We start from the raw sequence: 13,015 nt of genomic DNA, 5'->3' as shown, positions 1-13,015 counted from the left end.
AATGGCCAAAAAATTGTTGAGCATTATGCACACACTCATCGTGCATCAGAAAACCTTCGATTATTCAAAGGCTTTTCAGGTTACGGCTTGACAATTCCCTTTAACGGGCATTTCGACGAACACAGTGAGGAGAAATCTCGTTATGGGGCGAGATTTCTTGCTTCGCTCGAAATTGACGCACCTTCGTCGACGATGTTTTGCGCTGGGCGTCATGCTTCGCTTGCTTGAGCAATGGAACAAGGGGCCAGGCCAGAACTTTCGTCGGAGGCGCCTGCGGGCGGCAAGGTCCGCTTTTCCGGTTGCAGCCTGCGCGGCGACAGGTGGACAGGATGGCGTGCAGTTCGATGCAAACGGGCGTTGGCCCGTGGCCACGGGACCGTTGCACCACGGCAACAAAAAAGGCAGGGCTGGTGCGCCCTGCCTTGTCGTACTGCTGGAAAGAGGTGGGTTAACGCTGCTTGCGGCGACGCCCTGCGGCGACCAGACCTGTCAAGCCGGAACCCAAGAGCAGTAGGGTCGAGGGCACGGGAACTGGGGAGGCTTTGACCAGGAAGTCCTGGCCATTAGTATCGCAACGACTATCTTTATCTTTAGTATTTAAAGCGACTAGCCATTGATTGGCAAAAGCGCCTTGATTTGTCGCAGCGGCGTACAAGTTATACACCGCTAACATTTCATCGGATAGATTATTGGCCCCTGAATACAAGGTAACTGAGGGGACCACTTCTAGTGTTTTCCAGATAATCGCTTGACCAACAGTTTTATCGCCACCAGTTGTTGTGGCCCAATTAGCAACCCAAGTGACATAATTCGTTTTTAAACCCAAGACATCGATGCTTGTTTTAAAAGTATAATTAGTAAGACTTGAATCTAAATCATCGCTTGAAATACAAAAAACTTCTGTTTGCAGACCCGTAATTGTGGGTGTATCAGATTGTGTGATGTCATAGTCGGCATTGTAGTTGGTCGTAAAAGGCCAAGATCCAAATGAAATATTGGGGTCAGAACCTATAATTTGCAATTTACCCGTACCGAGATCACTCGCCGAAGCGGCCAACGGCAGTAAAACCATCACCGCTGCAGCTAAAAATTGTTTTTTCATCCTTCCTTCCTTTTTGTTTAGAGGTCAATAAGCGTGCCGCCTTCTCTCCCACGGAAGACGCTTGTTCAAGATAAAAAGAATATGCATATTTTGGCCCCAGAAAACAGAAAAAAAGAATTACACAGATCAACTACTTAAAATAACACATCTTTACATAATGACGTTTCGTTTGTCGCCCACGCCCTTCCTGAAAAACGGAAAAAAAAGCGGAAATGCAACATTTTTTATACAAATATCAATCAACTACAACACTTCACTCCACTGCGGCTGTCGGCAACGGCATCCCCGGTTCAAGGGCGGCAGTCAACCGATACGGCTGCGCCACGTCCTGATTCCATTTCTCAAGCAAACGAGACAGGTGCACACCGCAACATCTCGTCAGCGAGGGTGTGCCATTTCGAACGAAGTGAGAAATAGCAGGCCATGACGAGATTTCTCTTCGCGGTGCTCGGCGAAATGAGATTCGAGTAGATGCGACAATTCAGGATTCACATCGCGAACAAGGTTCAGCCTGGTGCAGCAATCTCTCCCATCCAAGACACAGGCTTTTCCGGCTGTGGCCTTTATATGACCAATAGGCACGCTTCACTTTTGCAATGGAAACGGAATTATTCCATTTTCATTGCAAAAGTGAAATGCTCCTCTGTTTGTCAATTTCGACGAGCACAGCGAGGAGAAATCTCATTCTGGCGCGAGATTTCTCCCTGCGGTCGATGACAACCCCAATAAGGTCTTTAAAAAACAATCTGTCTTGTCCACTGGTCAAGGTCCCCATTCTGTCATCTCGACCGTAAGGGAGAGATCTCGCCTTTATATGACAGACCTTCGTCGGCGATGTTTTGATGCTGTGCATCATGCTTCGCTTGATTGAGAAATGGAATTACTCCTGAGACTGCTTTGCGCGAGCGGATACACCTGCTCCACAACGTGACTTGCCCCCTTGCGGCCGAGAATACTGGAATAAAGCAAAAATTGGCTCACCACAAAGGGCTCGCTGCCCAGCAGGCCATGCAACTCGAGATACTTGCCAACCTTTGCAGCCGAAGTCTGCTGCAACCGGGCCAAGGTGATGTGCGGGAAAAACTTTCGGTTCTCGGGCTCAAAACCAAGGTTGAAAAGCCGGGTGGCGATTTTGCGCTGGAGGGCCATCAATGGTTCGCTTTTTTCGACTCCGGCCCAGACCACGCGGGGCTGGCCGCGCGGGGGGAAAAAGCCGACGCCATGCAGGCGCAGGGAAAAGGCGGGAAATGGAATTTCGGTCAGGGCTTCGCGGATGTCGAGGAAGGACGAACCGTCGACCTCGCCGATGAAGCAAAGGGTGAGGTGGAACTGCTCAGGTGGGGTCCAGCGGGCATCGGGCAGGCCGCAACAGATGGCGGACAATTGATCCCGAATGCCGTCCGGCGGATCGATGGCGACAAAGAGTCGTTTATTCATTACTCACTCCTTGCTCTCCTGGTTCTCTGGCGGGGCGCAAGGAAAACTAGGGAGGCGCGGCGCCCAACGAAACCCAGACGCGTTCGGGCTGGATTGCCACGGCTTGCGCGTGGCAACGATCAACCCGTAGCCTGGATGGAGTGCAACGGAATCTGGGAGCAGCTTAAATCAAATCCCGAATTCCACAGGCTGCATCCGTGCTCCACTCGCCGGCCCACTCTCGTGCTCTGGTTCCTATCCACCGCATGGGAACGTTTCGCGGGCTGCATTCCGAATCATCAGATTTCTCCCGCTGGTCGAAATGACGGCAAAAAAACGAGCCTCTTCCCCGGTTCAGCCGCGCCAGTCCATGCCGATGTCGCAGGCCTTGGCTGAATGGGTGAGCGCGCCGACCGAGATGATATCCACCCCAGTTTCGGCGATCCCGCGCACGGTCTGCAAAGTCACCCCGCCCGAGGCCTCGACCAGGGCGCGGCCATTGATCAGTTCCACTGCCCGGCGCATGGTGGCCAGATCCATATTGTCGAGCATGATCACCCCTACCCCGCAGGCAAGGCATTCCTCGACCTGAACGAGCGTGTCGGTTTCCACCTCGACGTTGATGGTGTGCGGCACGCGCAGCCGCACCCGGCGCACCGCCTCGGTGATCGAACCGCAGGCCGCGATGTGGTTGTCCTTGATCAGCACTCCGTCGCTCAGCGAATAGCGGTGATTGTGGCCGCCGCTGGCTCGAACCGCGTATTTTTCCAACAGCCGCAGCCCCGGCGTGGTCTTGCGGGTGTCGACAATCTTCGCTTTGGTTCCGGCCGTCTGGTCGGCAAAGGCCGCCGTCAGGGTGGCGATGCCGCAGAGGCGCTGCACCAGGTTGAGCGCCACCCGCTCGGCCCGCAACAGGGTCCGGGTGGCGCCGCTGACGTGCAGCAACTCGATCCCGGCCTCGACCCGGCTGCCGTCGGGCATGGCCTGGGTGCAGGCAACGGTTGGATCAAGCAGGCGAAACACCCGCGCCGCCACCGCGCCCATGCCCACCACGCACATCGGATGACGGGCGATAAAACAGGCCTGCGATTGATCGTGCTCCGCAAAGATGGCCTCGGTGGTAATGTCGCCGTGCTCCAGGTCTTCGCGCAAAAACGCCCGGAGGATGTGATCGAGAAGAAAGGTGTCCATATCAGCTCAATTTCCGCATCCGCTCGGTGGATTCAAGGGTTTTGGCCAGTCGGGCGCGGATCTCCGCCTCTTTTTCCCGTTCCTTGGCCACTACCGCCTCAGGCGCGTTGGTCATGAATTTTTCGTTGCTCAGCTTGCCGACGATCCGCTCCAACTCCTTTTCCAGCTTGCCCTGATCCCTAGCCAGCTTTTCCAATTCGCCGGCCACGTCAATCAAGCCTTTGAGCGGCACCACCAGCTCAACATCCTGCACCAGCGCGTGCCCAGCGTCGTCGGGCACCGTGGCGCTCGCCACAATGGAAAACGATCCAGCCCGGACCATAGCCTGGACCCCGGGGGCATAGTCGGCCAGAATCTGCCGTTTGGCCGCATCCGGGCAAATCAGAATCGCCTCGATCTTGGCGCTGGGATGCACCTCGGCCTCGGTGCGGATGGTGCGCAGGCCGGAGATGACGCCCATCAGCAGATTCATCACGCTTTCCGCCTCGGCGTCTTCCCAGGCCGCATTCGCCTCCGGGAAGGGTTCCACCATGATCGAACTGCGCTCGCCGGGCAACTGGCTCCAGATCTCCTCGGTAACGAACGGCGTGATGGGGTGCATCAGTTTGAGCACCTGCTCAAGCACGCTTAGCAACACGGCCTTGGCCTGGTCGCGCGCAACCGCGTCGTCGCTGAACAGGTCGGCCTTGATCCACTCCAGGTACCAGTCGCAGAACTCGTGCCAGACGAACTGGTAGGAGGCGGAGGCCACCTCGTTGAAATTGTAGCCGTCAAGCGCGGCCCGCACATCCTTGACGGCCCCGTTCACCCGGCTGAGAATCCAGCGGTGGGCCAGCGCCAGGATTTTGGGGTTGGCCGTCATGGCGGTGATCGCCGGGTCGGCCTCTTTCAGATGCATCTGGGCGAACCGGGCCGCGTTCCACAATTTGTTGATGAAGCGGCGGTAACCGTCGATCCGCTCCTCGTCCAGGCGAATCTCGCGACCCTGGGCGGCAAAGGCGGTGAGCGTGAAACGGAAGGCGTCGGTGCCGTACTGGCCGATCATCACCAGGGGATCAATGACGTTGCCGGTGGATTTCGACATCTTTTTGCCGTGCTTGTCGCGCACCAGGGCGTGGAGGTAGACGTCGTGGAAGGGGATCTCGTCCATGATGTGCAGACCCATCATCATCATCCGCGCCACCCAGAAAAAGAGGATGTCGAAGCTGGTGATCAGCACCGAGGTGGGATAGAAAAAATCGAGTTCCCTGGTTTTCTCCGGCCAGCCCAAGGTGGAAAAGGGCCAGAGGGCTGAACTGAACCAGGTGTCGAGCACGTCGGTTTCCTGGTGCAGGTTGGCGCTGCCGCAGGCCGGACAGACGTCGGGATCGGTCACTTCAACAATCACCTCGCCGCAGGCCGCACAGGTCCAGGCGGGGATGCGGTGGCCCCACCAGATCTGGCGCGAGATGCACCAGTCGCGGATGTTCTCCATCCAGGCGTAAAAGGTGCGTTGCCAGGTGGCGGGATAGAGGTTGATCCGCCCGTCCTGCACCGCGGCCACCGCCTTGTCGGCCAGGGGCCGGACGCTGACGAACCACTGCTTGGAGGTGGTGGGCTCGACCACCGTGGCGCAGCGATAGCACTTGCCCACCGCATGCTGGTAGTCCTCGATTTTGTCAAGAAAGCCCTGCTCCTGGAGGTCGCTGACGATCTGCTTGCGGCAGGCGAACCGGTCGAGGCCGGCATATTTGCCTGCTTCGGCGTTCATCACGCCCTTGTCGTCCATCACCTTGAGCCGGGGCAGGTCGTGGCGCAGGCCGATCTCGTAGTCGTCGCGGTCGTGGGCCGGGGTGACCTTGAGCGCGCCGGTGCCGAATTCGCGCTGCACATGGTGATCAAACACCACCGGGATGGTGCGGCCGGTGAGCGGCAGGCTGATGCCGATGGTTTTGAGATGCTGATAGCGCTCGTCGTCCGGGTGGACCGCAACCGCCGTGTCGCCGAGCATGGTCTCGGGCCGGGTGGTGGCCACCACCACGTATCCGGAGCCGTCGGCGTAGGGATAGCGGATGTGGTAGAGTTTGCCGTCGGTGGGGTCGTGCTCGACCTCGTCGTCGGCCAGGGCGGTATGGCAGCGCGGGCACCAGTTGACGATGTAGTCGCCCTTGTAAATCAAGCCTTCCTTGTAGAGGCGGACAAACACCTCACGCACCGCCTTGGACAAGCCTTCATCCATGGTGAACCGCTCGCGGTCCCAGTCGCAGGAGGCCCCCATCCGCTTCAACTGGTTGATGATGGTGCCGCCCTTCTCCTCCCGCCAGGCCCAGACCCGTTCGATGAACTTTTCCCGGCCGAGATCGTGGCGGGTCAGATTCTCGGTGGCCAACTGCCGCTCCACCACGTTCTGGGTGGCGATGCCGGCATGGTCGGTGCCCGGCACCCACAGGGTGTTTTCGCCCTTCATCCGGTGATAGCGCACCAGCAAGTCCTGGAGGGTATTGTTGAGGGCGTGGCCGATGTGCAGCACGCCGGTGACGTTGGGCGGCGGGATGACGATGGAAAACGAAGGTTTGCCCTCGATCATCCGGGCGCTGAAGGTCTTTTCCTCAAGCCAGTGGGTGTACCAACGCTGTTCCACCTCGGCAAATTCATAGCCCTTGGGCAGATCGTATTTCTCGGGACTCTGTTGTTCGGTTGCTTTCATAGAAATGTGTGTGCGACGCCCGTGCAGGCGGAGGGTTGGGGACGGAAAATCATGCCTTTAGAGCACGCTCCAGGGTTTAGGCATGAAAATCTGGGAATACAGGGTCAGGGCGTAACGGTCGGTCATGCCGGCAATGAAATCGCAGACCTGACGGTGCCGCGTCTGCTCTTCCTCGACCGACTGCACCGGGTTGCGCAGGCGGCAGCAGGAGTTGGCGCCGTCCTCCGGAAACTCGTGTTCCAGGAAAAAACCGTAGAGGTCGCGGATCACCCGCTGGGCCTTTTCAAACTCGTTGTGCACCTTGCAATTGCGATAGACGTTGTCGTAGAGGAAGGCGCGCAGGTCGGTGATGGTGTCGTTCATCCGCTCGCTCAGATGCAGCCGGCCGTCGCCCTTGGCGATGGTGGTCGTGACCAGATCGCCGACCATGGCGTTGATCCGCTGCGAGGAGCGGTCGCCCAGGACGTCGCGCAGATGCCGGGGCAGGTCCTCGTTTTTGAGCATGTCGGCCCGCAGGGCGTCGTCCATGTCGTGGTTGACGTAGGCCATGATGTCGGCAACCCGCACCAGTTGCCCTTCCAGGGTGGCGGCCAGTTCGGTGGTGTCGTCGGGCAGGATCTCGCCGTAGCCCTTGGAATGTTTGAGGATGCCGTTGCGCACCTCCCAGGTAAGATTGAGGCCGCGGCCGTCGTTTTCAAGGAAATCGACGATGCGCAGACTCTGGCGGTAGTGCTTGAACCCCTTGGGATGCAACAAATTGAGGCTGAACTCGCCGGCATGGCCAAAGGGGGTGTGGCCTAGATCGTGCCCCAGGGCAATGGCCTCGGTCAGATACTCGTTAAGCCTCAGGCAAACCGCCATGGTCCGGGCGATCTGCGACACCTCGAGCACATGGGTCAGACGGGTGCGGTAGTGATCGCCGGCCGGCGCCAGGAACACCTGGGTCTTGTGCTTCAACCGGCGAAAGGTCTTGGAATGAATGATCCGGTCGCGGTCGCGCTGAAAGGCGGTGCGCAGCCGACAAGGATCCTCGTCGCCAAACAGGCGTCCCCGGGATCGGCTGCTCAGACAGGCAAAGGGGGAGAGGGTACGGGTTTCCTGCTCCTCAAGCTGCTCCCGAATCGTGCTTTCCATATTCACCGCCGCCCTGTGCATCAAGCCTCAAGCCTCAAGGCTGCCAGAGCAAGTAAGCTTTGATGAACGAATCGAGCCGGCCGTCTAGCACCGCGTCGACATTGCCTTCCTCGGTGTTGGTGCGGTGGTCCTTGATCAACCGGTAGGGCTGCAGCACGTAGGAGCGAATCTGGCTGCCCCAGGCGATCTCTTTCTTGTCGCCCTGGATGTTTTCCTGGGTGCGCTGCTGCTCTTCCTTTTCCCGCTCGAACAGGCGCGCCATCAGCATCTTCATGGCCGTGGCCTTGTTGCTGTGCTGGGAGCGCTCGTTCTGACACTGGACCACGATTCCGCTGGGAAAGTGGGTGATGCGGATGGCCGAATCGGTCTTGTTGACGTGCTGGCCGCCCGAACCGCTGGCCCGGTAGGTGTCGATGCGAAGATCCTTGTCGTTGATTTCGATGGCGACGTCGTCGTCCAGTTCCGGCATAACCATCACCGAAGCGAACGAGGTGTGCCGCCGTCCGCTGGCGTCAAAGGGCGAGATCCGCACCAACCGGTGAATGCCCACCTCGGAGCGCAGATAGCCGTAGGCGTATTTGCCCTTGATCATGATGGTGACGCTCTTGGTGCCGGCCTCGTCGCCGGGCAGCAAGTCAACGATGTCGGCCTTGAAGCCCTTGGTTTCCGCCCAACGCAGATACATCCGCAGCAGAATGCCGACCCAGTCCTGGGCCTCGGTGCCGCCGGCGCCGGCATGGATGGTGAGGATGGCGTTGTTGGCGTCGTGCTCGCCGCTGAACATGCACTCCAGCTCAACCAGATCGATGCGTTGGCGCAGGCTGTCCAAACCGGAGACGACCTCCTGGTAGGTGTCTTCGTCGTTTTCTTCCTTGGCCATCTCCAGCAGCATCCCAGCGTCCTCAAGGTCGCCGAAATTCTTTTCCCAGATGCCGATCAAATCCTGCAACTGGCCCAACTGGCGCTGCACCCGCTTGGCCTCGGTTTGATCGTCCCAGAAATTGGGACTGACCGTCTGCCGTTCCAGCAGTTCAACCTGTTCTCGTTTGCCGTCTAAGTCAAAGATGCTCCTTGAGCACGAGCATTCTGCCCTTGAGGCTCTCAAGCAACTGTTTTGACTCCGCTGATTCGGTTACATCGGCCATGGTCCACCTCACTGAAAAAAACAAAAAAGAAACGAGCGCGATGCACGCGCATCGTCGGCGTTGAAGCGCAAACGGCTCAATCGGTCGTTTGTTTCCGACCAACCAAGCCCTTGCTGCGAAAAGGCTTCATACTAAACAGAATTGCCGCAAGTCTCAAGGAAGAAAGGCGGAAAAGGGGGCGAAAACCAGAATGCGAGACGCCAAACAGCGACAGCGGGATGATCCCGCGGCCGCAGCCGTCACGCCTCGCGGCGGGAGCGAAAAAGCAGCAGCAGCGGAATGCAGAAGGCGCAGGCGGCGCCAAAGCGATGCCCGTTACGGTTGAACACCGTGGTCAGTTCAAGCATCGGCGCCTGGGAGACCAGCGCCGCCTCGGTGAAAATTTCACTTCGGGCGACAATCCGCCCCAAGGGATCGACAAAACCGCTGATGCCGGTGTTGGCGGCGCGGATCAGGGTCCGCTTGTTTTCCACCGCCCGCAACACCGCCATGGCCATCGACTGATAAGGGGCGCTTGATCGTCCGTACCAGGCGTCGTTGGTGATGTTGACCAGCAGATTGGCGCCGCGGATCACGCTCTCGTGGGCAATGTCGGGGAAGATTGATTCATAGCAGATCAGCACCCCGAGCCGCATTGGCCCCAGCGCCAACGGCCCCTTGTCGACGCCCACCGAAAAATCGCCGACGCTGACCACCAGCGGCTCAAGGAAGGGCAAAAAACGGCGCAGCGGCACATACTCGCCAAACGGCACCAGATGCTGCTTGGCGCGCTGCCCGCCGATCCGACCGTCCGGACCGATCAGAACGGCGCCGTTGTAGTAGCGAACCTGCTGGCCGCCGTCGGCCTGCGGAGGCAGGCTGTACAAGGGAGCGCCGGTCAGCAGCCAGGTGTTGCTGGTCGCGGTGAACTCGTTGACCCGGCCGATCAAGGCGTCCTGTTGCGGATAAAACGGCAGAGCCGTCTCCGGCCAGACCACTAATTCGGTGTCCGCCTCCCCCGCCGCCTGGCGGGAGAGCTTGAGATAGGTCTCGACCGTGGCCGCTTTGGTGGTCGGCGACCACTTGATCGCCTGATCGATATTGCCTTGCACCACCGCCACCCTGGCCTGCATCGAGCGGGCAACAATCGCACCAACCACCCGATGGCGCACCACCGAATACCCAACCACAAAGGCCAGAAAAGCGACCGCCGCCAGCAACAGGCGGCGCTCCCGGCGAATGTTCCAATGAACGTCGCGCCGCTGCCGGTCGATAATCGCGACCACCAGGCCGTTGCACAGCACCAGACTGAAGGTGAGGAGATGGTGGCCGCCAATATCGGCGGCCTGAATCAGCTTGGGCTGACTGAACAGTCCGTAGCCTAAATCCATCCAGGGGAAGCCGCTGAAAAGAACGCTCCGCAGGAAGTCCAGACCAACCCAAAGCACAGGCGCGCCCCAGACCAGGGGCGCAATGGACCGTTCCCGGTGCCAGAATCGGCCGGCCAGCGAACTGAGCAAAAAACAAAAAACAGCCGGGAAACAGGCCATGTAGGCGGCGAGGAGAAACAGCGCCGGCAACGTAATCCACACCGGCAAGCCGCCGTATCGCCCCAGGACAATCATAATCCAATAGAGCAGGGCCAGATGATACAGCAGGCCAAAGACAAAACCGCCCAGGGCGCTGCGTCCCGGCCGGGCGTACAGGGCCGTCAGCAACAACGGCGCCAGGGCGACGAACAGCAGCGGCCACCAGCCGATCCGCCCCGGCATGGCCAGGGCCAGCAGAGCGGCGGAAGCGGCGGCGGCGACAATCAGGGTAACGGCGGCGTCAGGTTTGGGGCTGGGTTTCATCGTTGCGAACAATGCGCACGCTTTTGATGCGCCGCGGATCAGCGCCGAGCACCTTGAAGGAGAGACCGCTTTCCTGCACCACCACGCCCGCCTGCGGCACCTTGCCCAGGCGATGAATGATGAATCCGCCGACCGACTCGTAGGGACCGTCGGGCAGACTCAGGCGGAAATGCGCCTCCACCTCTTCGATGTCGATCTTGGCGTCCACAATCACCGTGCGCTCGTCCACCACCCGCAGTTCGCTTTCCGCGTCGTCGTGCTCGTCGTCGATCTCGCCGACAATCTCCTCGATGACGTCTTCCAGGGTGACCAATCCCCGCACGCCGCCGAATTCGTCCACCACAATGACCATGTGCATTTTTTTGGACTGAAACTCGCGCAGCAAGTCGGTGATGGGTTTGGATTCGGGGATGAAGGCGACCGGATTGAGCAATTCCTTGAGATCAAAATCGGCCTCCGGACTGCAAGCGCAGATGCGCAGCAGATCCTTGGCGTGCAGGATGCCGACGATTTGATCGGGATTGTCCTTGTAGATGGGGATGCGGGTGTACCCTTGCTCGATGATCAGCCGAATCAATTCCGGAACTGAGGATTTCACATCGGCGCACACCATCTCCGCCGAGGGGGTCATGATTTCGGAAGCAATGGTCTCCCGGAAATCAAAAATAGAATTGATCAACCGCTCCTCGTGAACGGAGATCAGGCCCTGCTCTTCGCCCTCTTCCAGCAGCTCTTGAATCTCGTGCTCCAGCTCTTCCGTGGTGTCGGGCGCCCCGCGGAAGCCGAGGGAGGATTTTATCTTTTCAAATAACGACTTACCAGGGGGCTCTTCGTCCGAAGACGCCGGACTCGCCGGCGACGGCTCCACAGTTTCCATACAGAAATTGACTCTCCTTATGCGAGTAGAAAAATAGATTCTCTGAAAGTAGGCGAACAACGCATAAAGTCAAGCGTAATCTCTGTCTGTTTTCCCACGTCCCGGCGGCGGCGCCGAATAAACCTTGCCCGGAATTGATGCAATTCTGCCCGAGCTTCTGCTTGACGCGCGTTCGCGGGTGTGCTAATAGGTGCCTCGCAATGTGCGTCATCTGACGTTTTGCACCTCCAGAATTTTTCACAAGAGGGGCCGTTAGCTCAGCTGGTAGAGCAGTTGACTCTTAATCAATTGGTCCGCGGTTCGAATCCGCGACGGCCCACCAGCAATATTAAGCACTTAGTCGTTTTCGACTAGGTGCTTTTTTTGTTTGTGCCGCTCCAGTTCTACACAGGTTCTACAAAACATTAATCTTGTTCCTGTCGGATGCGCGGAAATCAATCCATCCTGCTAATATCACGATACAATAAAAAAATAACGACACACCAATACCGTGATAATCCAATCCAAAACCAGCACTGGCAAATTGAATCAAGCAGGCACATAATGCTTCGTAATCAGTAGGTCAGCGGTTCAAGTCCGCTTATCTGCTCCAATAAATCAAGCACTTAGCTCGAATAGAGTTAGGTGCTTTTTTGTTTTTAGCGTTCATTTCTATATTGTTTCTATGAAAATGGTATCGCAATGTATCCGCATGTGCGTTTATTAGTGCAAAAATGGTAACTTTCAGAAAACAACATACCCGTTTTATCGGCATTTGAGTTCGCTGTCTCAGTGCATGATCTCTTCTGTCTGATTAAGCACTCTCTCTTGTTTTTGATCCATGTTTTTGTCGGAATGGGCTTCTCTGTAATTATCTACCAAAGCTCCATCCAAATACAGCTTGTCCTCTCCGCCACCCCATGAAACTTCCATTACGTGTTCAGGGTGCGATGGAGAATCTTTCAACTTAATCAATTCATTGTAACTTAAGACTACTTTTTTGCTGAAGGCGTTACTTATAAGAAATATAAAATTAAAATTTTGGTCACGGTAGGCGTGAATCTCAAAATTATTAGTAATAATATGGGGAATTATTGTAATATATTCCCCATTATTTTCCAACCACCTTGTTTTGCTTACTGTAAATTCTATTTTTCCTTTAACTGGATCAATGCTCTCCATCATTCTGAATAATTTTTGTCTCCTGGTTTATTTTTGTGTTTATCTGTTCATCCGTACCTGGTGCATGATTAATTGTTTCATTTGGGTAAACATCTACCAGAGCCCCATCAAAGATGGGGCATATTTTCTCCATTATGCCATTCAATTTTTACTTCATGATTTTTTTACTAACATAATTTTCTATAAGTTTTTCAAATTTGTCGAATTTTAGTGTTGCATTTTTGCTGAAAGCATTACTTAGTAAAACTTTCAACACATTATCTTTGTCTCTGTAGCAATGAATCTGAAAACCTTTTTTTGATAAGTAAGGAATAATAGTAAAGTATTCTCCATTTTTATCAAGAATTTTAGGATTACCTGAATCAGTGACAGTCTTGGCCGGATTTCCCTTTTATGGTTCGGTTAAGTCGTTTTTCAGGGAGTGACAACTCCCGAAGTTGGCATGACCCGCACGCTACGGCGACATTGGCG

At 56.6% G+C, this 13,015-nt stretch carries 10 protein-coding genes and 1 tRNA gene; 2 read left to right on the top strand and 9 right to left on the bottom strand.

Translation table 11 applies throughout. The features are described 5' to 3' along the window. On the top strand, positions 1-228 hold a 228-nt coding region (locus RCH93_RS07705; RefSeq protein WP_306547763.1), incomplete at its 5' end, for a hypothetical protein. Positions 229-448: 220 nt separating this feature from the next. On the opposite strand, the gene RCH93_RS07700 is transcribed toward RCH93_RS07705, so the two are convergent. From RCH93_RS07700 to RCH93_RS07665, 8 genes are all read right to left on the bottom strand, one after another. Further along, the gene (locus RCH93_RS07700; RefSeq protein ID WP_306547762.1) at positions 449-1,102 is read right to left on the bottom strand and encodes a PEP-CTERM sorting domain-containing protein; all 654 of its coding nucleotides are present in this window, start codon (positions 1,100-1,102) and stop codon (positions 449-451) included. 852 nt (positions 1,103-1,954) lie between these two features. Then, complete coding sequence (thpR, locus tag RCH93_RS07695) at positions 1,955-2,539, bottom strand: RNA 2',3'-cyclic phosphodiesterase (RefSeq protein WP_306547761.1); 585 nt, start codon at positions 2,537-2,539, stop codon at positions 1,955-1,957. Between the two features lie 333 nt (positions 2,540-2,872). Further along, positions 2,873-3,709, bottom strand: a complete 837-nt coding sequence (gene nadC / locus RCH93_RS07690) for a carboxylating nicotinate-nucleotide diphosphorylase (RefSeq protein ID WP_306547760.1) — start codon at positions 3,707-3,709, stop codon at positions 2,873-2,875. Between the two features lies 1 nt (position 3,710). Then, complete coding sequence (locus RCH93_RS07685) at positions 3,711-6,395, bottom strand: valine--tRNA ligase (protein ID WP_306547759.1); 2,685 nt, start codon at positions 6,393-6,395, stop codon at positions 3,711-3,713. 57 nt (positions 6,396-6,452) lie between these two features. Further along, on the bottom strand, positions 6,453-7,529 hold the full coding sequence (locus tag RCH93_RS07680) for a deoxyguanosinetriphosphate triphosphohydrolase (RefSeq protein WP_306547758.1): 1,077 nt from the start codon (positions 7,527-7,529) through the stop codon (positions 6,453-6,455). A 34-nt stretch (positions 7,530-7,563) separates the two neighbouring features. Beyond that, positions 7,564-8,674 (bottom strand): peptide chain release factor 2 gene (prfB, locus tag RCH93_RS07675; protein ID WP_306547757.1). Its coding sequence is split into 2 segments (ribosomal slippage): positions 7,564-8,589 and positions 8,591-8,674, totalling 1,110 coding nucleotides; the frame shifts between segments, so codons are not numbered across the junction. Between the two features lie 239 nt (positions 8,675-8,913). Next, on the bottom strand, positions 8,914-10,506 hold the full coding sequence (lnt, locus tag RCH93_RS07670; RefSeq protein ID WP_306547756.1) for an apolipoprotein N-acyltransferase: 1,593 nt from the start codon (positions 10,504-10,506) through the stop codon (positions 8,914-8,916). After that, positions 10,484-11,383, bottom strand: coding sequence for a hemolysin family protein (locus RCH93_RS07665; protein WP_306547755.1), 900 nt, complete (start codon positions 11,381-11,383; stop codon positions 10,484-10,486). Before RCH93_RS07665 ends, lnt begins: the two co-directional genes overlap by 23 nt. Before the next feature lie 246 nt (positions 11,384-11,629). On the opposite strand from RCH93_RS07665, the gene RCH93_RS07660 reads away from it, so the two are divergent. Then, positions 11,630-11,705 (top strand) — tRNA-Lys (locus RCH93_RS07660). Between the two features lie 446 nt (positions 11,706-12,151). Here RCH93_RS07660 and RCH93_RS07655 read toward each other — a convergent pair. Beyond that, positions 12,152-12,547 carry a hypothetical protein gene (locus RCH93_RS07655; RefSeq protein WP_306547754.1) on the bottom strand — a complete coding sequence of 132 codons (396 nt, stop codon included), beginning with the start codon at positions 12,545-12,547 and terminating at the stop codon, positions 12,152-12,154. Between the last annotated feature and the right edge of the window lie 468 nt (positions 12,548-13,015).

The sequence above is a fragment of the Desulfobulbus sp. genome, from assembly GCF_030824455.1.
GTDB lineage: Bacteria > Desulfobacterota > Desulfobulbia > Desulfobulbales > Desulfobulbaceae > Desulfobulbus.
Note: the sequence above shows the minus strand (reverse complement) of the source record. Positions and strands in the feature narration are given on the sequence as shown.